Source organism: Chryseobacterium pennae (assembly GCF_003385515.1).
Lineage (GTDB): Bacteria > Bacteroidota > Bacteroidia > Flavobacteriales > Weeksellaceae > Chryseobacterium > Chryseobacterium pennae.
Window position 1 is genome coordinate 38,441 of record NZ_QNVT01000030.1, and the last position, 25,503, is coordinate 63,943.

24 protein-coding genes are annotated in these 25,503 nt (G+C 36.6%); 17 read left to right on the forward strand and 7 right to left on the reverse strand.

The window, feature by feature from the left end; translation table 11 throughout:
• The first annotated feature begins 3 nt into the window (after positions 1-3).
• The 12 genes from DRF65_RS23195 (at position 4) to surE (ending at position 11,160) form a co-directional block, all read left to right on the forward strand.
• Complete coding sequence (locus DRF65_RS23195) at positions 4-882, forward strand: MBL fold metallo-hydrolase (protein WP_115973105.1); 879 nt, start codon at positions 4-6, stop codon at positions 880-882.
• Complete coding sequence (locus DRF65_RS23200) at positions 879-2,033, forward strand: FAD-dependent monooxygenase (protein WP_115973106.1); 1,155 nt, start codon at positions 879-881, stop codon at positions 2,031-2,033. Before DRF65_RS23195 ends, DRF65_RS23200 begins: the two co-directional genes overlap by 4 nt.
• Before the next feature lie 8 nt (positions 2,034-2,041).
• The gene (gene fabG / locus DRF65_RS23205; protein ID WP_115973107.1) at positions 2,042-2,797 is read left to right on the forward strand and encodes a 3-oxoacyl-ACP reductase FabG; all 756 of its coding nucleotides are present in this window, start codon (positions 2,042-2,044) and stop codon (positions 2,795-2,797) included.
• A 14-nt stretch (positions 2,798-2,811) separates the two neighbouring features.
• Entirely contained in the window at positions 2,812-4,053 is a 1,242-nt protein-coding gene (locus tag DRF65_RS23210) for a beta-ketoacyl-[acyl-carrier-protein] synthase family protein (protein WP_115973108.1), read from the forward strand.
• Positions 4,040-5,074: a beta-ketoacyl synthase N-terminal-like domain-containing protein gene (locus DRF65_RS23215; RefSeq protein WP_115973109.1), complete on the forward strand. Its 1,035-nt coding sequence runs from the start codon at positions 4,040-4,042 to the stop codon at positions 5,072-5,074. The genes DRF65_RS23210 and DRF65_RS23215 overlap by 14 nt, the downstream gene beginning before the upstream one ends.
• The gene (locus DRF65_RS23220; RefSeq protein ID WP_115973110.1) at positions 5,075-5,557 is read left to right on the forward strand and encodes a 3-hydroxyacyl-ACP dehydratase FabZ family protein; all 483 of its coding nucleotides are present in this window, start codon (positions 5,075-5,077) and stop codon (positions 5,555-5,557) included.
• Positions 5,558-6,286: a thioesterase II family protein gene (locus DRF65_RS23225; protein ID WP_115973111.1), complete on the forward strand. Its 729-nt coding sequence runs from the start codon at positions 5,558-5,560 to the stop codon at positions 6,284-6,286.
• A 4-nt stretch (positions 6,287-6,290) separates the two neighbouring features.
• Positions 6,291-7,706 carry an anthranilate synthase component I family protein gene (locus DRF65_RS23230; protein ID WP_115973112.1) on the forward strand — a complete coding sequence of 472 codons (1,416 nt, stop codon included), beginning with the start codon at positions 6,291-6,293 and terminating at the stop codon, positions 7,704-7,706.
• Positions 7,703-8,272: an anthranilate synthase component II gene (locus DRF65_RS23235; protein WP_115973113.1), complete on the forward strand. Its 570-nt coding sequence runs from the start codon at positions 7,703-7,705 to the stop codon at positions 8,270-8,272. The genes DRF65_RS23230 and DRF65_RS23235 overlap by 4 nt, the downstream gene beginning before the upstream one ends.
• A 133-nt stretch (positions 8,273-8,405) precedes the next feature.
• Positions 8,406-9,632 (forward strand): cytochrome-c peroxidase, encoded by a 1,227-nt coding sequence (locus DRF65_RS23240; protein ID WP_228438900.1) that lies wholly within the window; start codon positions 8,406-8,408, stop codon positions 9,630-9,632.
• 270 nt (positions 9,633-9,902) lie between these two features.
• A complete protein-coding gene (locus tag DRF65_RS23245) occupies positions 9,903-10,073 on the forward strand; it encodes a lmo0937 family membrane protein (protein ID WP_115973147.1) in 171 nt (56 codons plus the stop codon).
• 298 nt (positions 10,074-10,371) lie between these two features.
• Positions 10,372-11,160: a 5'/3'-nucleotidase SurE gene (surE, locus tag DRF65_RS23250; RefSeq protein ID WP_115973114.1), complete on the forward strand. Its 789-nt coding sequence runs from the start codon at positions 10,372-10,374 to the stop codon at positions 11,158-11,160.
• A 186-nt stretch (positions 11,161-11,346) separates the two neighbouring features.
• Here the strand turns inward: surE and DRF65_RS23255 are convergent, their stop codons facing one another.
• From DRF65_RS23255 to DRF65_RS23265, 3 genes are read right to left on the reverse strand one after another with little or no spacing between them, the layout of a single operon-like run.
• Positions 11,347-12,750 carry a radical SAM protein gene (locus DRF65_RS23255; protein WP_115973115.1) on the reverse strand — a complete coding sequence of 468 codons (1,404 nt, stop codon included), beginning with the start codon at positions 12,748-12,750 and terminating at the stop codon, positions 11,347-11,349.
• An 18-nt stretch (positions 12,751-12,768) separates the two neighbouring features.
• Entirely contained in the window at positions 12,769-12,996 is a 228-nt protein-coding gene (locus DRF65_RS23260) for a hypothetical protein (RefSeq protein ID WP_115973116.1), read from the reverse strand.
• The gene (locus tag DRF65_RS23265; protein ID WP_115973117.1) at positions 12,993-13,748 is read right to left on the reverse strand and encodes a prolipoprotein diacylglyceryl transferase; all 756 of its coding nucleotides are present in this window, start codon (positions 13,746-13,748) and stop codon (positions 12,993-12,995) included. Before DRF65_RS23265 ends, DRF65_RS23260 begins: the two co-directional genes overlap by 4 nt.
• A 61-nt stretch (positions 13,749-13,809) precedes the next feature.
• Between DRF65_RS23265 and DRF65_RS23270 the strand changes: the two genes are divergently transcribed.
• Positions 13,810-14,847: a GMP reductase gene (locus DRF65_RS23270; RefSeq protein ID WP_115973148.1), complete on the forward strand. Its 1,038-nt coding sequence runs from the start codon at positions 13,810-13,812 to the stop codon at positions 14,845-14,847.
• Positions 14,848-14,938: 91 nt separating this feature from the next.
• Here the strand turns inward: DRF65_RS23270 and fabG (DRF65_RS23275) are convergent, their stop codons facing one another.
• The 4 genes from fabG (DRF65_RS23275) to DRF65_RS23290 all read right to left on the reverse strand — a co-directional run bounded on the left by fabG (DRF65_RS23275) (position 14,939) and on the right by DRF65_RS23290 (position 19,533).
• On the reverse strand, positions 14,939-15,682 hold the full coding sequence (fabG, locus tag DRF65_RS23275) for a 3-oxoacyl-[acyl-carrier-protein] reductase (protein WP_115973118.1): 744 nt from the start codon (positions 15,680-15,682) through the stop codon (positions 14,939-14,941).
• A gap of 170 nt (positions 15,683-15,852) precedes the next feature.
• Positions 15,853-17,325 carry a WG repeat-containing protein gene (locus tag DRF65_RS23280; protein ID WP_115973119.1) on the reverse strand — a complete coding sequence of 491 codons (1,473 nt, stop codon included), beginning with the start codon at positions 17,323-17,325 and terminating at the stop codon, positions 15,853-15,855.
• A 46-nt stretch (positions 17,326-17,371) separates the two neighbouring features.
• A complete protein-coding gene (rsmI, locus tag DRF65_RS23285) occupies positions 17,372-18,046 on the reverse strand; it encodes a 16S rRNA (cytidine(1402)-2'-O)-methyltransferase (RefSeq protein ID WP_115973120.1) in 675 nt (224 codons plus the stop codon).
• A 2-nt stretch (positions 18,047-18,048) separates the two neighbouring features.
• On the reverse strand, positions 18,049-19,533 hold the full coding sequence (locus DRF65_RS23290; protein WP_115973121.1) for a ring-infected erythrocyte surface antigen domain-containing protein: 1,485 nt from the start codon (positions 19,531-19,533) through the stop codon (positions 18,049-18,051).
• A gap of 61 nt (positions 19,534-19,594) precedes the next feature.
• Here DRF65_RS23290 and DRF65_RS23295 point away from each other — a divergent pair, with 61 nt between their 5' ends.
• The 4 genes from DRF65_RS23295 to ybeY all read left to right on the forward strand — a co-directional run bounded on the left by DRF65_RS23295 (position 19,595) and on the right by ybeY (position 25,393).
• The gene (locus tag DRF65_RS23295) at positions 19,595-20,182 is read left to right on the forward strand and encodes a thymidine kinase (protein ID WP_115973122.1); all 588 of its coding nucleotides are present in this window, start codon (positions 19,595-19,597) and stop codon (positions 20,180-20,182) included.
• A gap of 180 nt (positions 20,183-20,362) precedes the next feature.
• The gene (locus DRF65_RS23300) at positions 20,363-22,810 is read left to right on the forward strand and encodes a bifunctional UDP-N-acetylmuramoyl-tripeptide:D-alanyl-D-alanine ligase/alanine racemase (protein WP_115973123.1); all 2,448 of its coding nucleotides are present in this window, start codon (positions 20,363-20,365) and stop codon (positions 22,808-22,810) included.
• A gap of 2 nt (positions 22,811-22,812) precedes the next feature.
• Entirely contained in the window at positions 22,813-24,969 is a 2,157-nt protein-coding gene (locus DRF65_RS23305; protein ID WP_115973124.1) for a patatin-like phospholipase family protein, read from the forward strand.
• 4 nt (positions 24,970-24,973) lie between these two features.
• Positions 24,974-25,393 carry an rRNA maturation RNase YbeY gene (gene ybeY, locus DRF65_RS23310; RefSeq protein ID WP_115973125.1) on the forward strand — a complete coding sequence of 140 codons (420 nt, stop codon included), beginning with the start codon at positions 24,974-24,976 and terminating at the stop codon, positions 25,391-25,393.
• Positions 25,394-25,503 lie beyond the last annotated feature (110 nt).

Below are 25,503 nucleotides of genomic sequence, written 5' to 3' on the forward strand. Positions count from 1 at the left end.
ACCATGTGGATCAATAAAACAGGAAATATAAGCAGCTCTTTGGCCATCTTGGGAACAATCTCCAACCCGGTTTATCTGGTAAAAGAAGATCAGGAATACATCCTGATAGAAGGAGGGTTAACCCGGGATGCCAAAGCGCTACTGGCACAATTGAAAGAACATGTTTCTGATCTCTCATTAGTCAGACACTGGTTTATTACACACTCCCATTATGATCATTGCGGAGCTATAGAATCTCTTTATCCTTATCTGAAGCATATAAAACTATATGCCTCGGAACATGCGGTGAAAAACTTTCGTAATGAAAAATATGTAAAAAGGATTCGTCAGCTGAATGCCTTGATATCAGATAAAGAGATTAAAAAATTTCCTGCGGACTTACAACAGATTCCTTTCATCATTCTGAAAGATAGGGAACAAATAAAAACGGAATCTGGAATCTGGGAAATAATCTATACTCCGGGCCATAGTCTATGCTCTGTGAGTATTCATTATAAAGAAAAAGACATTTTGTTTGTATCGGATGCTTTAGGGGAAATTATCAATACAAAAAAATGGTTTCCGTTGGCTTTTGATCATGTAAAACAATTTATAAACAGTATCAATAGATTGGGAGATCTGCGTGCTGAGACCATTGCTTTAGGACACAATGGTATTCTTACAAGTGTGGAGGCCCTATCTGCACCAGCCTGCAGCCTTCTTGGGTGTAACGACTTGATAGAGTTTGTGGCCGTTCGTAAAGACTATTTATCAGAAGAAGAACTGGTGGATCACGTATGTAAAAAATATAAAGTGATGGATCATTCCTTCATTCCGGATAAAGTATACAGAAAAAGTATAGAACTATTAATCTCTCATTTAAAAACAGAATCATTCGTATGAATCAAAATCCAAAATATAAAGAATATGACGCTTGCATTGTAGGAGCAGGAATTGCCGGTATTTTCCTGGCCTGGCTGCTGGGTTCACAAGGTAAAAAAATCCTGATTTTAGAAAAAAATGCTAAAGTCAATATGAATGGTGCCGATATTTTGAAGCCTTCCGGTATCAATGTCCTTGAAAAACACGGAATGCTACAGGAACTTATGAATAAGGAATGCAGAGTGAGAAATCACCTCAGCGTTTTTCATGACGGTATTCAGGTCGATCACATCAATTATAAAGCAGAAAACGAAAGAGGATATTTCATGGTTTGTCCATACAGTGTTTTACTGGAAACTATTTATGATAAAATTCAGGCCATCGAAACCGTAGAACTATTGGTCAATCAATCCGTTTCAAAAATTAATGAAGTGGAAAATGGGGTCTATGTAACCCTTAATTCAGAAGAGGAGATTTTTAGCAATATCCTTATCGGAGCGGACGGAACCAAATCCATTGTAAGAGAATATGCTGGAATAAAAGCCCATTTCGACTATTACGATCATGTGATGTATTTCAACAAATACCCTATTACATCAAGTGTAGAAGAGCTCAACCGATTGTATGTAGACAAAAACGGAGGGCTCGCCTATTTCTACCCAATCAACAATACAGAAGCCCGATGTATTTTAGGGTTTAATATGGAAGAAGGGAAAAACCTGAAAGAATCCGGAAACAAAGAAACTTTGATCAAACGACTGAAAACATTTGTTACCCAAAGTGATGACATGTTAAACCAGATCAATTCACTGGACAATTTCCTCACTTTTCCCTTATGCAGAATGCATTCTGAACAATACTTTAAAGGAAGGATACTTCTTTTGGGAAATGCGGCCCATTCCATCCATCCCATTACGGGACAGGGAATGAACCTGGCTATTGAAGATACAGGAGAACTGTTCATCTGGCTTTCAAAATATTTTAACAGTGAAATTTCTTTGGAAGAAGCACTGGCAGACTATCAGGAGCAGCGTTTTGAACTTAACAGTAAAGTTCTTGCTTATGGTCACCGTCTGGCAGGCAGTTTCGGAAGCGCAGAAGACTTTATGAACAGCCTTAATTCCAAAATACAGACCAGCAGCAGAGACCTTTCCATACTCAATAAGATTTAAAAATAATTATGCAAATAGATTTATCAGACAAACATTTTTTAGTGACAGGAGGCGGAAGAGGAATCGGCAGAGCCATTGTTCAGCAGCTGCTTTCATCGGGAGCATCCGTATCATTTACCTATAATCATGGGAAAGAAACAGCAGAAGCTTTTTTGGACAAACTTTCAGCTGAATTTCCGGGTAAGACGATGCTTTATCAGGCTGACATAAAAGATGAAGAACAATCAAAATCTCTAATCGCCGAAATTGAAAAATCTGCATTAGGTCCGCTATACGGCTTGGTAAACAATGCAGGAATCACAATGGACGCCCCTTTTTTCAGCATGACCACCGATATGTGGACCAATGTATTGGAAACCAACCTGAATGGGACCTATTACCTCACAAAAGCAGTGATAAGATCTTTCGTCCGAAAGAAAAATTCAAAAATCATCAATATATCATCTGTTTCAGGAGTAAGAGGAGCAGTGGGACAGGCCAATTACGGAGCAACTAAAGCAGCTGTTATCTCTTTAACCAAAACACTGGCTCTGGAATTTGCAAAATTTAACTTACAGGTAAATGCTGTTGCCCCGGGATTTATTGATACCGAAATGGTAGCCAAAATGAATGAACAGGACAAAAAGAAAATAGATCAGATGATCCCCATGAAAAGGATGGGAAAAACGGAAGAAGTTGCTGAGCTGGTAACCTTTCTGTGCTCGGACAAAAGCAGCTATATCACCGGGCAGACATTCATCATCGATGGAGGATTAACTTTATAAAAAACACAACACATATGAAAAGAATTGTAATTACAGGAATGGGTGTAGTAAGCCCTTTAGCCTGTGAAAAAGAAGCCTTTTGGAAAAAAATCCTGAATGGAGAATCAGGAGTCGGAGACCTTACAAAACTGGAGCCCTCCAACTATAAAGGAGTTACCCGCGCTGCTGAAGTAGACTTGGAAAAAGATTATAAGAATACTGAATTGCTGGAGCATTTTAAGCCTTATGGCAAAGCCGTTACTTATGCCGCCGCCGCGATAGACATGGGTCTGAAAGATGCCGGTTTTGAAAAATTCACCAAAAAAAATAATTACGGAGTTATTCTGGGTACTACAAACGGCAACCAGGATATTGTAGAAAGAATTGTAGATCAGTGGAATCTGGAAATGAAACATGAAGACCTTTCCTCTGAAGCAGCAAAGACACTTACTTATTTCAGACCAGTTGAATTAAGTGCCAGTATAGCAAAATATTACAATCTCGGCGGAACCAATATGGTAATTCCTACAGCCTGTGCAGCAGGAAATTATGCTATTGGCACCGCCTACTCTATGATTCGCGAAGGCAGATCTTCCCTCATTATTGCAGGAGGAGCTGACCCTTTTACACGGTCCTGCTACACCGTTTTTTACAGATTGGGAGCCATGTCAAAAGACAACTGTAAACCTTTTGATCAGAACAGGAACGGGATGATTGTAGGGGAAGGAGCAGCTGTTTTAGTATTGGAAGAACTGGAACATGCACTGGCAAGAGGAGCTAAAATCTATGGCGAAATCAAAGGATATGGCTTAGCCTGTGATGCCTATGATCCTACAGCCCCTGATCCGGAAGGTTCCGGTGCTACCCTGTCTATGAACAATGCAATAAAATCAAGCAATATTGATAGAGAGAACATCACTTATGTAAGCGCCCACGGAACAGGAACAAAAGCCAATGATTCCCATGAGGTAAATGCGATGCGCAATGTTTTTGGAGAAGAAATAGATTCTTTATATGTCAATGGAATCAAATCCATGTTAGGACACTGTATGGGAGCAGCCAGTGCATTGGAAGCAGTAACTGCTACTCTTTCCCTACATCATCAAAAAGTTCCCATAAACCGCAATACAGAAAAAATTGATGAAGCCTTCAATACTCATTTTCATATCCAGCCATCCTCAGAAATCGAAAATAAAGTAGATCATGTTCTTAGTAATTCTTTCGCTTTTGGCGGGAATATATGCAGTGTAATATTCAGTAAATATGACAGCAAATAACGATATAGTAATTTCCGTAATAGGCTTCAATAGTCCATACGGAACGGAGATTGACAATTATTTCTTCCGAAAAGAATCGGAAACAAAAGCTTTAATCATTGAAGATCATGATCCCCAGAAGTTTTTAAAACCAAAAGGACAGAGATTTCTTAACAAAGCAACATTGTTGTACTGTAATGCAGCATTTCATGCCATACATAACAGAAGTTTAAGTTCGATAATCAATGAAGCTCCTGAAAGAATCGGGCTTTATGACGGCACTGAACTTTCCAACCTTGAAGACTGTTTTATCTTTGATTTAACTGCAAAAAATCAAGGCCCGGACCGTGTAAGCCCAATGAAAGCTCCAAGCACCATTGCCAATGCAGCAGCCAGTCAGATGGCCATTCAGGCAGGAATAAAAGGGCCCAATTTCAGTGTATGTGCAGGGATGGCAGGAAGCCTTCAGGCTTTAGATATTGCTTCCCTCCATCTAAAACAGGGAATCACAGATTACGGAGTCATTGCCTCTACAGAAGTCCGAAATGAATATCAGGGGTCTATTCGCAGAGGAAATGAAGCCCTGCATAGACCAGCCTCCACCGAACTGGGAATAGCCATGGTTTTAGAACGCAGGGAAACTTTATCTGAAGCAGGCAGAAAACCTTTAGCCACTATAAAAAAGATACATTCTGAAACCCATACAGAGGATCTGCCGACAGAAGCATTTCTGTATCAGAATATTTCAGGTATGGCAGCACTATTCAGTTTTGATACCATTATTTTTTCCGGAGGCACTTCGGTAATTGATGAAACTATTTTTGAAGAAATGTTAAGAAAGAATGGGCTGAGCACATCCGTCATTTATCCTGAAAACCTTTTTGGAGATAATGACAACGCCGGAGGTATGCTGGGAATAGCCTATGCTGTTTCGGTATTCGAAGGAAAAAGCATTCACAAAACAGATCAGGAAAACATTCTGGTTCTTTCAGCAGACAAGGCAGGAACTGTAATTCTCACCATAATAGAAAAAACAAAATAAATGGAAGCATTGTTAGAATCCTATCAGATCACTCAAATTTTAAAATACAGATATCCGTTTCTTCTGATAGATAAAGTGACGGGTTATATTCCCGGAAAAGAACTTACTGCTGTAAAAGCCGTCTCTATGGGTGAGCCCTATTTCGCAGGTCATTTTCCCGATTTCCCCATTATGCCTGGAGTTCTTATTACGGAAGCTTTAGCACAGGCTTCATCGCTCATGCTGGCTTTAGATGATCTGGAATGGAAAAAAGGAGGACCTCTTCCTTTGACAGAAAGACCCATAATAGGGGTTTTAGGAAATGTCCAGATTAATTTTCTAAAGTCGGTATTACCAGGATGCTTGCTGCAGCTGGAGGTAAGTATAGACTGGAGAAAAGGGCCTGCCTGCTCTATTCATGTAAAAGCATCGGCAGAAGGTTCTGTCTGTGCAAAAGGAAAAGTAACCGTAATGTTTATAGATAAAAATAAATTATCTGTTTAGATGGAATACAAAACACTATTGTTCTGTATTCCTTATGCAGGCGGCTCATCTTCCTCAATGTCTAATGTATCCAATGTACTGAATACGGAAGATGTGGAGGTACATTATTTAGAACTGCCGGGAAGGGGAATGAGAAGTACGGAACCTTTTCATTCAACATTAGAAGAAACTATAGAAGATATTTCAGATAAAATCAGAAGCAGACTGCTAAGTAAAGACCAGCCTTTTATATTGTGGGGACACAGTATGGGAGCTGTTTTGGGCCTTCTTGTTTTATTTAATCTACAGAACGATTATATGCCAAAAGGATTGATCGTTTCAGGGATGCAGGCACCCCTGTTTCAGCCTGCAGAACTGCCGATGCCGAGAAAAAAGCGAAATGCCCTGCTGCTTGATATTCTTCCAACGAAATATGAAAGAAGCAAAAATGCCCCGATTTTTCAGAGAGTACAGCAGAAACGGATAGAGATTATGGAAAAAGATACAGCACTTTTAGAAGAAAACCCCGTTGAAGACTGGCCGTCCATTATTATCGAAACTCCTTTGGCAGTAATCATAGCAGAAAATGATGAGCTGTATAATAATAAAGACTGCTATAAAGATTGGAACCGTCATACGTCCAATACTACAAGCTATTTTCCTGTAGATGGAGGACATTTTTTTATGTTCCAGTATCCGAAGCAGACCTCTGCCCTGCTAAGTAAAATAATAAATGATTTAACACACTAAATCTATGAAAGAAACTAAGATATTTTCTTCTCATATAAGTTCAGATTACCCCGAAAACTTTGATATGAAGAGTTTTTATAACTCCCTGAGGCAGGCAGCCACAAGTTCTATTTGGTTTGAAGTTTCTGAAACCGTAAACAATGACAACCACAGGCTGGTTTTTATTGCGGCAGAATCTATTGCCTCATTACAGTCAAATAATGTGAATAAGCTTCAATACAGATCAGGAGAAAAGACAGAAACAATAGAAACTGACGAGCTTAATTTTTGGGATAAAACAGCTGAATGGCAGAAAAAAAACATCCCTGAAAATAATTCTCATCCATATAATGGTCTTTTAGGTTTCAGCAGCTATGATTCTATACAGCTTATAGAAAATATTTCTCTGAAAAAATACGCTGAAGAAAGAGAAAGCAGCCAGTTGCCACTCTTCAAATTTTCTCTATACCGATATATTTATGTTTTCAATATCACCCTCTCACAAGTTGTCTGCATCAATAACTATTATGATGGAGAAAGTGAAGAGATGACGGAAATGAAAGAACAGCTGAAAAACACCTTAAATACAGGACTAAATGGATTTCTAGTATCTGACGCAGAAGAAAAAGATTGCACGGAGGAAGAATTTTTAGAAAAAGTGAACAAAGCAAAACATCACTGCCAGATAGGGAATGTATTCCAGCTGGTCGTTTCCCGAAGATTTTCCAGAAACTATACAGGCGATCCGTGGACATTTTTTGTGAAGCTGAAAAACAACAGTGCCCAGTATTATTTCTTTCTGGAAGAAGAAAACTATACAATAGCAGGAGCATCACCAGAGACACATTTCAGTTCGTCAGATGGTTTGGCAATAGTAAAACCCATCGCAGGAACCTACAAAAAAACAATGCATAAAGAAAAGGATGCATTGCTGGAAAAAGAACTGCTGGCAGACCCTAAAGAAAATGCAGAGCACAATATGCTTGTTGATTTGGCAAGGAATGATCTCAGCAGATATGCAAAAGATGTATACATCAGTAAACTGAAGACCATAGAACATTATAATAATGTTATCCATATGGTAAGCCAGGTACAAGGCCAACTAAATACAGAGCTTAATACGGTCCGTCTGATCAAAGAATTTTTACCCGCAGGGACATTAAGTGGAGCGCCTAAATACAAGGCAGTACAGCTTATTGATGATATAGAAAGCAGCAGTCGTTCATATTATGGAGGACTACTTGGCTGGATAGGATTTAATAATGATATCAATACCTGCATTCTTATAAGAAGTACCTTATTTGAAAACGGAATGATGACTTACCGTGCCGGAGCCGGCGTTGTCATATCTTCTGATCCTCAAAAAGAGCTGGAAGAAGTAAACAATAAGATCACCTTAATTCTAAACACGTTAAAAGAATTTAGATCGTATACATTATGAAAAAAATACTGCTTGTAGACAATTACGATTCATTTACCTACAATCTCAAACAGCTCATTTCCGAATGTGGTGACTATAAGATTGATGTTTATAGGAATGATGCCTTTCAGCTGGAACTAGCACAGGATTATGATGCTATTGTTCTCTCTCCGGGCCCCGGAATACCACAGGATGCCGGGCTATGCATTCCTTTGATAAAGACTTATAAGCATTCAAAAAAAATATTGGGTATCTGTTTAGGACATCAGGCCATAGGAATCGCTTTTGGAGCTCACCTTATCAATACTTCTCAAGTTTATCACGGAGTCAGTTCCATAATTTCACTTAACAAAAATGAAAAAATCTATACAGAATTGCCTGACCATATAGAAGTCGCAAGATATCACAGCTGGGTGGTGGAAAATCGTAATCTGCCTCAAAACTTGGTCATAACATCTACTGATGATCAAGAGACAATCATGTCTCTGAGGCATGAAAAATATGATATTACGGGACTGCAATATCATCCTGAGAGTTTTCTTACTCCAAAGGGGAAAAAGATTGTACAAAATTGGCTGAAATTTTAAAACCCCAAGAATCATCAAATGAATATTATGGAGTCTCTTTACTTTTATCCACCCACGCGTTCCCTATATTGCCATTGAAGTAATAGAGGGATTATAATCCTCAACAAAGTACACAATTTAAAATACTTTAAAAATGAAAAATAAAAAATTATTTCTTTTACCCTTAATTATGTTGGGTATCGTTTCCTGTCAAAATGATAATATGTTAGAGCCAATCTCCGGGGAGAATCCTGAAGTTTCAGCTTTATCCAAGGCTAGACTGTCTAATACTTTGGCTGCTTTTTTTGGAAATAATATTGATTTGAATAATCTTGCCAATTACTCAAATCAGGAGATTCCATCCCACATTATTAGAGGCAATTCCACTTATATGAACCCTGTAACAGATGCAGGAGCAACGCTAGGAAGAGTTTTGTTTTATGATAAGAACCTTTCTTCAAACAACACTGTTTCATGTGCAAGTTGCCATAAACAAGAATTAGCTTTTGGTGATGATAATATTGCAAGCCAGGGAGTAAACGGACAAACAGAGAGACATTCAATGAGATTGATCAATACCAGGTTTTCTGATGAGTCTCGCTTTTTCTGGGATAAAAGAGCATCTTCTTTGAAAGAGCAAACCTCTATCCCTATTAAAGACCACATAGAAATGGGCTTCAGTGGTACAAATGGAGATCCTTCATTTAATGATCTCATTATTAAATTGGCCGCTTTACCCTATTATCAAGAATTATTCACCAAAGCTTATGGTAATTCTGAAATTAATGAAGATAAAATTCAAAGCGCATTGTCCCAATTTGTATTAAGTATTACATCTTTTGACTCTAAATACGATCAGGGTAGAGCTCAGGCTCTTTCAGATTTTTCACCATTAAATAATTTTACAGAAGAAGAAAACCTGGGTAAAAATCTTTTTATGAAAATACCTGTGTTAAGTTTTTTAGTTACCGGTAACCGTATATCTGGTGGGCTTGGTTGTGCTGCTTGTCATCAAATTCCTGAACTCAGCATGGAACCTAATTCCGGGAATAATGGAATAATCAATAAGATCAACGGGAATGGTATTGATATTAGCGTTACAAGAGCACCTTCCTTAAGAGACCTTGTCAATAGTAATGGAAGATCTAATGGACCAATGATGCACTCAGCAGTTATTACCACCCTGGAAGGAGTTGTAGATCACTATAATAATGTACCCAAGAACACTCAAAATACTAACCTGGATACCCGTTTAGCTGGAGTCAAAAGCTTACGAGTTACAGAAAAGGAGAAAAAAGCAATTGTAGCATTTCTTAAAACTCTTTCTGGAAAAAATGTATATGTAGACAAAAAATGGTCAAATCCTTTTATTAATCAATAACAAACACCTTTTCTCATAAATTAATTTTGGTAAATAAGACATTTATAATTTCGTAAGTGTCTTATTTTTTTATAAGAATTAAATAAAATGTTAAGTGAATTTTAGATCCAAAAGGCAAAAGAATTATTTTCTCACCAAATTAGGATGGTCACTATATTGAAAATTATCAAAGGAGAAAAATACACCATCCGATACCACAAAAATAAAATTTAACCTATAAAGGCATAAAATATGCTGATATTTAAACAGATAACTTTAAAATGTAATGTCATGAGAAGTTTATTATGGTTAATTGCAGTGATCTGCATTGTTGTATGGCTATTAGGAATACTGGGAATTGTCCCCGGAATCAGTACAGGATATTTGATTCATATTTTGCTGGTTATAGCTATAGTTGTTGTTCTTTATAATATTATTACAGGGAGAAAACCGTTGGATTGATTATAAATAAAACCGTATTCTGTCTTCTCCATTCAATGTTAAGTCATATTGGGAGGATGATAAATTTATGCTAAAATTCAACGGTAACTTAAGCTGGAGGATTTTTCTATTTTAGCATTCACGGCCCTTTCCCTATTAAAATACAGGGTATTTATTACTGAAATTAAATCAGTGAATGGCTAACCTGCTGTTTTATCACGTCTTATTTTTAACTACATTTGATGTGTTGAAATTCTTTTTGTTCAATTCTCAAAATGAACAGATTGTACTGCATTTGTATAAAAAATTAAGATAATATATGGAAAGACCGCTTATTCTGGTTACTAATGATGATGGAATTACAGCTCCTGGTATCAGAAATTTGATCAGTTTTATGAACGAAATCGGAGAAGTAGTGGTAGTAGCCCCTAACTCTCCCCAAAGTGGAAAAGGCCACGCTATTACCATTAACTCTACGCTAAGCTACGAAGAGGTTACCCTTGATGGCCCGCAAACAGATTATTCCTGCAGCGGAACTCCTGTAGACTGCGTAAAAATGGCTCTTGATAAAATTATGACAAGAAGACCTGATATTGTAGTTTCAGGGATTAATCATGGGGCCAATTCATCTATTAATGTAATCTATTCAGGAACAATGTCTGCCGCTGTGGAAGCTGGTGTGGAAGGAATTCCTGCCATCGGATTCTCATTACTGGATTTCAGCTGGGAAGCAGATTTTACTCAGGCTAAAGAATTTATTCAGAATATTGTAAGAAAAACTCTTGAAAACCCGATGCCAAAAGGAATTGTTCTGAATGTGAACATCCCGAAACTTCCTGCCTCAGAAATAAAGGGAGTGAAAGTTTGTAAGCAGGCTCATGCTAAATGGGAAGAAAGCTTTGATGAAAGGGTAAATCCACACGGGAAAAAGTATTACTGGTTAACAGGTTACTTCAACAATATGGATGATTCTGAAGATGCTGATGAAACAGCTCTGGCTAACGGATACATTTCTATCGTACCTGTGAAGTTTGACCTTACTGCATATGAGTATATGAAAACCCTAGAAGAAGTAATGGTTTTTGATACCGTAAAGGAAGTTAAATAATACTGTTATTAAGATATAGAAAAAGCGTGAAATTTGATTTTCACGCTTTTTATTTTTACTCTCGCTGATTGAGTAGATACCGCAGATTTTTGTTACAAATTATCAATTATACGCAATCATCTGTGAAAATCCGTATCCATCTGTGGTAGAATCTATTAGCTACAGATCGGGAACAGATGATTATGCTTAAAATAATACTTTGTCTTCTTTTCTCAATTCCTCAAGATAACTTTTCTTATCATCTCTATAGAAAAGGTTCATGGTTTCAAACGGAATTAATTTCAGATCTTTATTCACAATGTGAACACAGGACTTCTTCACTGCTCTTACATCAAAATCATGAGCATCCATAAAGTTCATAATAATAATCCTGAACAGATTATCATAATCCAGATCCGGAGCACATACTTCAGGAAGGCAACAAAGCAGCTGATTAACCTTAGGCTTTACTTTATCGACAGAAATACCGGTACTGAAGATATCCAGCAACTGCATATGAAGCCCAGCATCCTGTTCATAAACAATGGTATTTTTGGATTCGTTGTTCAGAAGATCAGCAGGATTGATATAGCGGGTTAGGGGAATGATTTCTCCCTGAAGTTTTAAAATATATCCCATGGCTAAGGCATCCGGATTACACGGAACGGGAATAATATCATCAGAATTTAACAGTGGAAACTGATTCAGAATTTCCTGTCTTACTTCCGTTAAAGTGATTTTCTCATGCGCAGAATCTTCCCTGTTTCTCCCTGCAATTTCTACCGGCTGGAAGGTAATTCCTCTTACACACTTCTGTTTTAAAGCAAATTCAATGATCTTTCCGATCTCATCAATATTTTTATCTTTCTGAAGGACAATAACCAAGGTGGTGGAAAGGTTTAGCTCATTCAGTTTCTCCAAAGCTTTCATCCTTACGGAAGTAAGATCTTTTCCTCTGAAATCTTCCAACACTTCAGGTTTAAAAGAATCAAACTGAAGATACACTTCAAATTCAGGAGCATAGGTGGCCAGCTTTTCAGCAAAACCAGGATCATTGGCAATTCTTATCCCATTGGTATTCAACATTAAATGTTTAATGGGTTTTGACTTGGCAATATCCATAATTTTGAAAAACTCCGGATGAATAGTAGGCTCTCCGCCACTGATCTGAACAACATCCGGTTCGCCTTCATTTTTAACAATGATATCAAACATGGCCTCAATTTCCTCAAGGCTTCTGTGGCTTCCATAATGTGGGGAAGACATGGCATAACAGGTTGGGCAGGTCAGATTACAGCGATCCGTAACTTCTACAATCGAAAGACAGCTATGCTGCTCATGATCCACACAAAGCCCACAGTCATAGGGACATCCGTATTCTACATCTGTTCCGAAATGAACCGGCATTTCTGAAGCTTTGTTATAGTTCCTTATATTTTTGTAATACTGAACATCGGAAGCAATTTTCGTTTTGAAAAAGCCATGATCAGGACATCTTTTGGTCATGAAAACAGCTTCATCTTCTATGATGATCTTCGCTCCTACCCTTTTCAGGCATTCCGGGCAAAGACTAATGGTATAATCGTAATAGGTATAGTTTCTTACTGGCATAATTAATTTTTAAAATATTTATCCACAGATATATCCGCTGATCAGGCCACAGACCAATAAACAGATAATAAAAGTCATTATAAACTGTTTTCTGCTGAATTTTCTGTTATCCTTACTTTCATAGATTAGTTTCACAATAAAAGTAACAATAATAGAAAAAAACAGAGCGCCTATAATTATCATCCCAACGATCATAAAAAAAACACCTGCAAGGCTCCCGCCATCTAAAAATGTTAAGAGTTTCATCTTGAATATTTTAAATAAGTGGTTTGAATATTTTTAATAGTATAAATGTAGTAAATAATTACACAAATACATACAAGTTGAATTGTTCCAAGGTTTCCTGCAATTTCAACTCTTGGCTTAATGAAATCTAATAAAAGTCTAAAGGTAAAATAGCTCAGCATAAAGATCTGGAAAAGGAACCCTGACGGATATGTCTTCTGTTTCCGAATATATTTAAGAATGACCCAAAGGCTGATAAGAAACCCTATTTCGTATAAGGCAACAGGATGTCTAAGATACTGATCCCCCAGGTTCATTCCAAAAATAGAATCTGTAGGAATACCATAGGTTTCCTCGTGAACTCCTGTAAGAAAGCAGCCAATCCTTCCAATAATGATCGCCAACATTAAGGGAAAAACAATGAGATCACCCGTGCTTTCTTTGTGTCTGACTATTTTTTTGGCCAGCTCTACTCCCAATAAACCAAAGGCTAACCCTCCCACAATGGTATTGCTGGACCAGAACTTCTGAAAACTAAAGTTTTCAAACATGGTGTAAGGATTTTCCAGATTTCCGATGAGCTTGGATCCCAATAGCGCTCCTGCTGTTGCGCCTATCAGAACTGCAGCAGAAGTATTGAACGAGAGCTTCTCGGATGATTTTCTTTTAAGATAAAAATAATATCTCATCCCCAGAAACATACCAACGGCTTCAAAAAGAGGATGCGCAAGAATTGTATGACCGAAAATATGAAAGGTTACAGGAAAATCCATGGCTTCAAAAATAATCCATTTCAGATTATTTACTACCTTTATTCTGAGAAATAATTACAAAATGCGTATAGAATATGACATAAAACTAGGGTTTAAGGATGTAATGTTCCGCCCTAAGCGTTCCACCTTGAAGTCCCGTTCAGAAGTAGAGCTGGAAAGGGAATTTATTTTTAAACATACCAAAAAAAAATGGAGTGGAGTTCCTGTTATCGCTGCTAATATGGATACTGTAGGGACTTTTGAAATGGCTGTAGAACTCGCTAAAGACAAGATCATCACGGCAATACATAAACATTATACTCCTGAAGAGTGGGATCAGTTCCTGCAAAGCCAGCCTGAAAGCATTCATCAATATATTGCTTTAAGCACGGGAACAGGAAAAGCAGATGAAGAGAAAATCAGGCTCATTCTTGAAAAGCACCCAAAAATCGAGTTTCTCTGTATAGATGTTGCCAATGGTTATTCTGAGCATTTCGTTCAGTTTGTGAAGACGGCAAGGGCTAATTTTCCTGACAAGGTTATTATTGCCGGGAATGTAGTAACCGGAGAAATGGTTGAAGAGCTTCTTTTGGTAGGAGCAGATATCATTAAAGTGGGTATCGGACCTGGTTCTGTATGTACCACCCGTGTAAAGACAGGAGTTGGCTATCCACAATTGTCTGCTATTATTGAATGTGCTGATGCAGCTCATGGATTAGGAGGCCACATCATTGCAGACGGAGGCTGTAAAGTCCCGGGAGATGTTGCCAAGGCTTTTGGTGGTGGTGCCGATTTTGTGATGCTGGGCGGAATGTTTGCCGGCCACGATGAAAGTGGGGGTGAAATGGTGGAAGAAAATGGTAAAAAATACCGTTTATTCTACGGAATGAGTTCAAAAACAGCTATGGATAAACACTCAGGAGGGGTTGCTGAATACCGTGCTTCAGAAGGGAAAACTGTAAAAGTAGCCTATAAGGGTCCAGTTTCTGAAACCGTGAAGGATATTTTAGGAGGAGTGCGTTCTACCTGTACTTATGTGGGTGCATCCAAACTTAAGGAACTTTCTAAAAGAACTACATTTATCAGAGTTCAGGAGCAGGAAAATCAGGTTTTTAACTGATAATTAATTTTCTCTCACAGATAATGCCGATTTAAAAAGTCTGCACCAAATAAAAAAAGAGGCTACACATTTTGTATAGCCTCTTTATATTTTAAGTTAACATTCCACCGTCAACGTTCAGTGTCTGTCCGGTAATGTATGATGCCATTTCGCTTCCTAAGAAAACACAGGCATTCGCTACATCAGCAGGCTGCCCTCCTTTTTTCATTGGAATTCCGTCTCTCCATTCCTGAACTATTTTTTCATCCAGAATAGCAGTCATTTCTGTTTCGATGAATCCTGGAGCAATAGCGTTACATCTGATATTTCTTGATCCTAATTCTAATGCCACAGATTTTGTAAACCCAATAACACCAGCTTTAGAAGCTGCATAGTTCGCCTGTCCTGCATGCCCCTGAATTCCTACTACAGAAGTCATATTAATGATAGATCCTGATCTTGCCTTCATCATCGGCTTGATAACCGCTTTTGTAAGGTTGAAAACTGAATCTAAGTTTACTTTGATTACCTGATCCCAATCTTCTTTAGACATTCTCAATAACAGGTTATCTTTTGTAATCCCTGCATTGTTTACCAAAATATCAATCTGTCCAAACTCTGCCATTACTTCCTCTACCAATGTTTGAGCGGCATCATAATCTGATGCGTCAGACTGATATCCTTTAATTTGGGTTACAGAACTTAAAGCTGCTTCTAATTCTTTAGCTTTGTCTACAGAACCGGCATAAGTAAATGCTACTTTTGCTCCCTGTTGAGCAAACATTTCAGCAATCCCTTTCCCGATTCCTCTTGTAGCTCCGGTAATTAGTGCTACCTTTCCTTCTAATAATTTCATATCTCTTGACGATTATTTTTTTATAACTCATTCAGCCAGTGAAAGCTGACTCATTTAGTAGAATAATTCTTTTTCAGAATTAAACGGTTTGCAAAGATATTATAAATTGTTATTCAACACATTGAAAACATCAAAATACTGAACTTTTTTGTTAAATTTCTCTGATTTTGCTATAGTTCCGTCATATCATTTCTAAATCTGGTGAAATAAATTAAGTCAGTTTTCTTATCTCTATTCAGTTTCAAGACTTCCTTCATCCAGGTATATTTATCATAAATAACCTCTGTTAAAGGCTCATTCTGAAAATTTAAAACTCCATACTTCCCTTGTTTCCTGACAACGATTTCATTTTCAAAATTGTCAAAGGCAATAATATCTTCGTAAGCAAAAGGAACAATTTCCGTACCCTTCGCATCCAGAATACCATAAAGATTACTATTATTCATACAAACCAATGGTTTTGAATACTCATTCAGAATATTAAAGTATTCAACATCCTGATTCTTTATCTGCTTTATATCCTTAATTACAACTGCAGACCTGTTCGTTACCGAAAATCGATAATACTGATCTTGTCTTTTAATTATCATATTCTCAGGATAAAAACCTACAATCTGATCGCCTTCATTCAGGATATTTTTGAGCTCCTTATCCAAAAGCTTTTCCTCATTCCCTTTTTTAAGATAAATAAAATCCTTTCCGGAGACTGTAAAATTTTTAATAAAGTCATACTCCTGAGGAATAACTGTATTACCCTGCAGATCTACAATACCGGATTGATCTGACCTGTCACTATAAACCCTGAAAAGATGGTTAGATAATGGATATAAATATTTAAAATTATTAGGATAAAGCTTTTGATCTTCCTTGTAAAAGACTGTCGTTTTATTACTTTTTCTGAGATAAATATATTCTTTCTTTCCAAAGTATTCCGGGGTGATATCACTGTAGATCTCATCCACTAATGTGTTGTTCTCAGCATCAATCAACCCGTATTTTCCGGTTGCTTTATTTTGGGTAATCAGATAGGGGTAAGCATTGATATCTACTACATTCTTCGAAAGTTTATGTAAAGTCTGACCGTTTTTTCCAATGATTTCACTTTGATGATCTTCATTGATAATAAGAGCTTTTCCATTTTCAAAACTGTAATCGTCCTTAAATTCCCTGTCACTTATCTGCTTCCCATTAAAGTCATACAGGAACCATTTTTTATCCTTTAAAACAAAGAACGCATCCTTTTCTGCAAAGCGAATCTTGTCTGAATCCGGAATGATTAATTTTCCATTGTAATCATAAACAGCTTCTTTTCCTTGTCTGGAAGCAATAATACGTTCTTTACTCCACCAGGATGTATTGAAATCCTGATCTTCAAGAGGAAGCAGTTCATTTCCTTTTTCGTCAATAATCGCTGATTTTCTTCTGTTTCCTTCCTCAGAATAAAGAATAAATCTGTTTTTAAAAATATGGGAAATTCCACCTTTATAAGAGGATTCAAAGGTTATATTTCCTTTAGCATCTACAATACCCTGCTTTTTGGAAACAGGGTCGTAGACAATTCCAAAGCCTTCAGAATATGAGCTTACCTCCTTCCCTGTCTTTTTGGAAAGAAGAACTTTAGTGTATTGGTTAGTTTGCGCCATACAAACTGTAGAACACAATACAAAAACTAGTTTTTTCAATTAAAAATTAAATAGAATTATTGACAATAAGAACAATCTCTCCTTTTAAAGTTTTACTCTTGGAAAATTCAATTAATTCATTGATTGTTCCCCGTTTAGTCTCTTCAAATTTCTTAGAGATCTCACGGCTTAAACTTGCCTTGGTGTTTTCACCAAAGAATTCTTTGATCTGTTCTAATGTTGTATTGATTTTATGCGGACTTTCGTACAATACAATGGTTTTCTTTTCCTCGGCAAGCTGCTTTAATTTGGTTTGTCTTCCTTTCTTTTGCGGTAAAAATCCTGCAAATAAAAATTCGTTATTCGGAAGCCCTGAAACCACTAAAGCGGGAATCAAAGCTGTTGCTCCGGGAAGACAGATCATTTCGATATCGTTATCTGCTCCTGCTTTTGCCAGTAAATACCCCGGATCTGAAATTCCGGGAGTTCCCGCATCGGTAATGATGGCAATATTCTGACCGTTTTTAAGGTCTGTAATTACTTTCTCTGTTGCCTGATGTTCATTGTGTAAATGATAAGATTTTAAAGGCTTGGAGATTTCAAAATGTTTTAAAAGTATTCCGGAAGTTCTCGTGTCTTCACATAAAATATAATCAACTTCTTTCAGAACATTCACTGCTCTGAAGGTCATATCTTCCAGGTTCCCAACGGGTGTGGGAACAAAATATAGGATTCCGCTCAAAATTATAAGAATTTATTTTCCACCAATATCCAAAGTCGCTGTGCATATTCGTCCACTTTACTCCATTTTCTTTCGTAATAAAGGTCGCTCAGGTATTCTTTCGCTTCCTCCAGTGTTCTGAAATGGTTAAGCTGTGCTACTGTATCATTAAGATCTGTCTGGCTTCCTTCAAATAACATTTTTGAGAAAGCAATTCTGTCATTCAAATCCAATCTTAACTCTGGTTTTGGCTTTTCAGCTTCCATAAAGTTGGTAGGAATATTGGATTTCAGAATACTTCCGGCATCTTCTTCTACAGTTTCCGACTGGTTTTCCTTTGGAAAATCTCTTTCCAGAGGATCATCGTCAAACAGGGATTGAACAGCTTTCAACCCTTTGATATTGGCTAGTTTTATTTTTTTCTCCTGCTGATATTCGTCTAAATTTTCAAAACTCTCATCAGAAGGATGTCTTTCTGTTTCTTCGGGAACAGGTTTATTTATTTCAACAATTGTTCTTCTGTCATACACTTCAGCGAGAACGCGTTCATCCTGTTTTTCTTCCCCAGAATGGTCATTTTTGATCTCATTCAGGATATTTTCAACATTCGAAGTTTCTGAAACCAGTTCTCCCTGCTCTAAAGCTACATTGGAAGCTACAAATTGCTCCTCGTTCTCTTCGATCAGTATTTCGTCATCAAGCATTTCAGTATCGAAAATACTTGGAATGGTTTCTCTGACTTTATTTTCAGAAGTATCACTTACTGCTGCATAATCTACTTCATTTTCTTTTTCAGCTTCCTCATCGGTATCTATTTCATTCAGCTGATTATTAAAAATGGCCTCCTCCTCTGTTACTTCTTCATTAAACATATCTTCGTTGATATCTTCATCAGAATCAGGGCGAGCATCAGCTAAAATTTTCTCTTCATCCACAAAGCTTAAAACAGCTTCATGACTAATAAAATGTTCATTTTCATCAATTTCATTCAATTGGTTATTGAAAACTGCTTCTTCTTCCGTTATATCTTCAGAAGCAACAGGAGTCTGAACATTTTCAATAGCCCTTTCTTCATTATTTTCTGCTACGGAACTTATAATGTTTTCATAGAACTCATTTTCAACGATCTCATTCAGCTGGTTGTTAAAAGCAGCTTCCTCTTCATCTGATCCGATGATAAAATGGTCATTTTCATGCTCATCAATCTCATTCAGCTCATTATTGAAAATAGCTTCTTCTTCTGTTACCTCATTTCCAGAATCATGATGATCCGATTCACCCGAAACAAAAGAAGCCCCATAACTGTCTGCATGTAAAACAGGTTCTTCTGCAATAAAGTATTCAATATTTTTTTCCAGTAATTTCAAAAAAGAAATCCTGTTAGCAAGCTCATCTACAAGATCTTGCTTGGAAAGTAATTCGTCTACGTTATTTATTTTGTCAAGATTATCGATGATATTCTTAGACTCAAATAAAATCTTTTCCTTTAAATCTTGGATATTCTGCATGATAAGATTCTTATTAAAATTGCTTACTTTTGATGTTGAAAATATACGGCTAATTTAACAAATGTTTTTAGAAAATACAATTAATCATTCCAAACAAAGTGGTTGGATGGAAGTGATTTGTGGCTCTATGTTTTCGGGTAAAACCGAGGAGTTGATCCGAAGATTACGTAGAGCAGAAATGGCAGGACAAAATGTGGAAATTTTTAAACCGAAACTGGATATCCGGTATTCTGAAGAGGACGTTGTTTCTCATAATCAGAATAAAATCCGCAGCACCGCAGTAGATAATCCGAATGAGATTCTTCTATTGGCATCCAATTGCGATGTGGTAGGAATAGATGAGGCTCAGTTTTTCGATGAAAGCATTGTTGAGATAGCCAATCAACTGGCCAACAGCGGCATCAGAGTAGTGATTGCAGGATTAGATATGGACTTTCTGGGACGTCCTTTCGGACCAATGCCCAATTTGATGGCTACTGCAGAATATGTTACAAAAGTGCATGCTATTTGCAAGAGAACAGGTAACCTTGCCAATTATTCTATGAGAACCTCCCAGGGAGACAATCTGGTAGAGCTGGGTGAAACTGAAAGCTATGAAGCTGTAAGCCGCCGTGTTTTTATTGATGAAGTGCTTTCAAAAAGGAGGTAACTGATAGAGGTAAAAGCATAAAAAAATAAAATATATTCACTTAATATAAATGAAAAACGAAAAAGCAATACTGTAAAATTTCAAAAGAAGAATCAGCCTTACAATAATGAGCTATTCCAGCCTTTTTGCAATTTTACCTTTTTTGCAATTTCGTCATAAAATAAAGCAGAAAGGGTACCAATGAACTATACAGTACAACAAATTGCAGAGATCACCAATGCAGAGGTTATTGGAGACAAAAATTTAGTGGTTAAAAATATAGCATATGACAGCAGGATTATTTACTCAATTAAGAATACTGCGTTCATTGCGATCAACACGCATAAAAATTCTGGTGAAAAGTTCATTGAAGCTGCTATAGACAGAGGTATTAATATTATTATTTCTGAACATCAATATCCACAGTTTGAAAATATAACGTGGATTATTGTTAAAAATTCTGTAGATTTTCTTCAACAATTAGCAAAGTATCACTTCGAAAATTCTCATTTACGATCTATCGGAATTACCGGAAGTAATGGAAAAACCATTTTAAAGGAATGGTTATATCAATGTTTATGGAATGAATTCCCTACTGTAAAAAGTCCAAAGAGTTTTAATTCTCAAATAGGACTTCCCCTTTCTCTTCTTCAGATTAACGATTCTCATCAGCTGGGAATTTTTGAAGTAGGGATTTCCCACCCGAATGAAATGGAAAAGCTCGAAAATATTTTCCATCCTCAGATCGGATTATTAACACATATCGGAAATGCTCATGCAGCCAACTTTTCTTCCGAAGAAGAACTGATTGATGAAAAGATTAAACTTTTCAAAGATTCTGAAATCATCATTTATAATGGTGACCATTCTTTGGTAGATCAGAAAATCAAAAAATTATATTCAGATAAAAAATTAATCTCTTACGGATTGAAAGAAACTAATGATGTCTTCATCAAAAACAATATTTCCAAAGATGAAAACATCCTTGTTGAATATTTTGGGGAAGAAATCAGTTTTCCGGCTCATCAGAGAGACGAAGCTACGTTAACCAATGCTACAGCGCTTATCGCTGTCCTTAAGGTGTTACAGGTCGAAAATAAAAAGATCATTGAAAAAATCAACCTTTTAAAGGCCATCGAAATGAGGCTTGAAGCGATTGAAGGAAATAAGGGCAATATTGTCATCAACGATTCTTTTAACCTTGACCTCGATTCTTTGAAAACTGCTCTTCAATTTTTGAAAGAATACAATAAGCCGAAAAAATCTTTAGTCCTAACAGATATCGTAGGGGTAAATACCAATTCCAAGGAGTTGTATGAAGAAGTTTCCGAATTGGTGAATGAACAGTATTTTGATTCTGTATTCCTGATTGGTAATGAAATATCAAAGTTCAGTGAATTATTTAAATCTAAAACATTTACTTTCATCGATACCAAAGAACTGATCGAAAGCAAACATCTTTCTGAAATCGAAAACCAGATTATTCTTCTCAAAGGAGCCAGAAAATTTGAAATCGAAAAATTAAAAGATATTCTTGAGCTCAGAAAACATGATACGGTTTTAGAAGTTAATCTGAATGCTATTCTTCATAATATCAATTACCACAAATCACTGTTAAAGCCAGGCACAAAAATGATGGCTATGGTAAAAGCCAATGCTTATGGCTTGGGGAGTTATGAAATTTCAGAATTCCTACAACATCACCACATTGATTACTTAGGAGTAGCGTATGTTGATGAAGGGGTTGAACTTCGTAAAAAAGGAATTACCACTCCTATCATCGTGATGAATCCTGAACAACACAGTTACCAAACCATCATAGAGTACAACCTGGAACCTGAAATTTATAGTTTCAGAGTTTTGGAATTATTCTATGAAGCGGTTCAAAAATCGGGATATGATAAGAAATATCCTATTCATATTAAACTGGAAACAGGAATGCACCGTCTTGGTTTTAAAGATTTTGAACTGGATCAGCTGAGCGAAACTTTAAGTGAGAAAAATCTTAAAGTTCAAAGTATGTTCAGCCATCTATCTTCTTCCGACATGCCGGAAGAGAAAGAATTTACTTTCAAACAACTGGATATTTTTGAAAAAAACTCAAGCTTCTTAACGGAAAAACTAGGCTATTCTCCTCTCAGACATATTTTAAATTCTTCCGGAATAACCAGCTATACAGATCACCAACATGATATGGTAAGGATCGGTATTGGCATGCTGGGAGAATCACCGGATACTGAAATACAGAAACAATTACAGTCTGTGGTAAGTTTTAAAACCGTAATTTCACAGATATCAATGGTTGAAAACGGAGAGTCTGTAGGATACAGCAGAAAATTTAAGCCAGATCATCTGACAAAGATTGCTACCATCCCAGTTGGATATGCGGACGGTATTCCAAGATTGATCGGAAATCAGGTAGGAAGTCTTGGAGTGAATAAAATATTAGCTCCAATTGTTGGAAATATCTGCATGGATATGATGATGATTAACGTGGAAAACATTCCAAATGTAAAGGAAGGCGATATGGTAACCGTCTTTAATGCAAAACCAAGTTTAAAAGAATTCGCAGGATACTGCAAAACGATAACCTATGAAGTATTAACATCCATTTCGCCCCGGGTGAAACGGATCTATATAAAAGATTAACTATGAGAAAACTCCTGATTCTTCTTTTCATATTCCCATTGCTATGGATCCAATCTCAGGTAAAAAAAGACCTGGTGATTCCGAAGAACCCCAAAATAGGACTGTCGCTTGCCGGTGGTGGTGCCAAGGGTTTCTCACATGTAGGAGTACTTAAAGTATTAGATTCATTAGGAGTAAAAGTGGATTATATTGCCGGAACCAGTATGGGCGCTATTGTTGGCGGACTCTATGCTTCCGGATATTCTGGTAAAGAAATAGAAAAAATCGTAATGGATACGGATTTCTATTCTTTAATTATGGATCCGAAATCCAGAAAAGAAACCAGCTTTTTCAACAAATCTGTTGACAAGTATCTTTTATCTATTCCATTAAAAAACGGGAAAATTACACTTCCCTCTTCCATCAGTACAGGACAAAGAAATGTTTATCTTCTAAAGGAACTTTTTAAAAATGTTTCCAATATTGAAGACTTTTCTAAAATGCCCATTCCTTTCTTATGCGTTGCCACCAACCTTGAAAGCGGGAATATGCAGATCTTTGAAAAAGGAGATCTGGTACAGTCTATTATGGCCAGTTCAGCCTTTCCATCTTTAATGGATCCTGTTAAAATAGGTGACAGTATCTATATTGACGGAGCAATGACGGTAAATTACCCTTCAAAGCCATTAAAGGACAGAGGAATTGATATCGTTATCGGTGTGGACCTTAACCAGGATCTATCCAAAAGAGAGGATTTAAACAATATTATATCCATTCTGAACCAGGTCATTGATTTCGGAATCAAAAAAGATACAAGAAAACAATATAAATATACCGATATTAATATTAAACCTGACCTCAAAGGAATGTCTGCAACAAGCTATGATGACAAGAAAAAAATCCTTGACAGCGGTTATGTGGAAGGTTTAAAATACTCTCAGATTCTGGATCAGCTGCCTAAACGTCAGTTCGACCGTCTCAGACAAAGCGTAAATCCGATATATTCTAATGTATATAAGATAGACAGCATTTCTATAGAAGGAAGCAAAATATATGGTAAAAACTATACTCTGGGGAAAATGGGACTGCGTCTCCCCTCTTTGCAAACCTATGGAAACATTAATAAAATGGTTGATAAACTGGTTGCTACCAACAACTATAAATTCATCAACTACGATATCGTTCAGGAGAATGATGCCAATTATTTAAAGCTTTATGTTACCGAAGATGAAGCCCGCCATTTCTTAAAATTTGGATTACATTATGATGAAGTTTTTAAAACAGGTCTTCTTCTGAACTATTCAGCAAAGAGACTTTTATTTAAAAACTCTAATCTTTCTGTGGATGTAGTGGTAGGTGATAAATTAAGATACTATCTGAATTATTTTATTGATAACGGATATATTCCCGGCTTTGGTATTTACTCTTCCGGAATGAGTTTTGACCTTAAAAATGCTGATAATAATATTATCGACAAATGGGAATGGATGAGAAACGAAGCCTATATACAGTCTGTATGGAAGGATAAATACGCTATTGGTGGTGGTATTAGCCACGATTACTTTAAGGCTGAAATTAACGGTGACAACAGACGTTATGCCCGCTTTTTAAATCCTTATGTATTTCTGAAGACTGATACGCAGGATGACAAGGAGTTTGCAACCAAAGGAATATATTTTGCCGCCGAAGGAAAGGTCATAGACCTTTTAAAATCGGAAGTAGAAAAACGAATTGTTCAGATAAAGGCAGATTTAAAGATCAATATTCCTTTAGGAAAACAATTTACTTATCGTCTTAATTTATTTGGCGGAATCACTCTTGGAGAACATCTTCCACCCTATTATCAATACAGATTGGGTGGAATTTTTGAGCAGAATATTATTAACTTCAAACGTTTTGGAGGATTTTATTTTGCCCAGTTACACACCAATAATGTGATATTGGCATCCAATGACCTTCAATTCAGGTTTAATAAAAACTATTTTATCAGCGGAAACTTTAGCTTTGCCAACCTTTCCAATGACATTAAATTCGAAGATGCAGTTAAAGTAAATTATAGCTCACTTGGAATTACAGCTGGGTACAAATCTCCTTTCGGGCAGATAAAAGTAAACTTCAGCCACTCACTTAAAAACAATCAAAAAGGCATATTCAGTGTTATTTTAGGACACTGGTTTTAATACAATGATACAATTCTTTTACGAAAATTTACCGGAGTCGGTAGATACAGATTACAAACAATGGCTGGAAGATCTGATTCTTTCAGAAGGAAAAAAACTAGGAGAAATCAGCTATATTTTCTGCGATGATGAATATCTTCTGAAGATTAATCAGGATTATTTACAGCATGATTATTATACCGATATCATCACTTTTGATTATGTAAAAGGCAAGACAATAAGCGCTGAGATTTTCGTATCTTTGCAACGCATTTCTGATAACGCTTCTACCCTTTCCCGAGATTATGAAGATGAATTAAGAAGAGTTTTAGCCCATGGAATTTTACATCTCATAGGCTATAAAGACAAGACAGAAGAAGAGGAAAAAGAGATGCGAAGAATGGAAGATTTGTACTTAAGCAAGTATAGGAATTCAAAGAATTAAATTAAATAATACTTTAAGTCCGATATCTAAAGTACTCAATTCTAGCAGTAATATAAGTTTACCTAGAGTGCATTCTTCAAAAATGTTTCACGTGAAACATTGATAGTTAA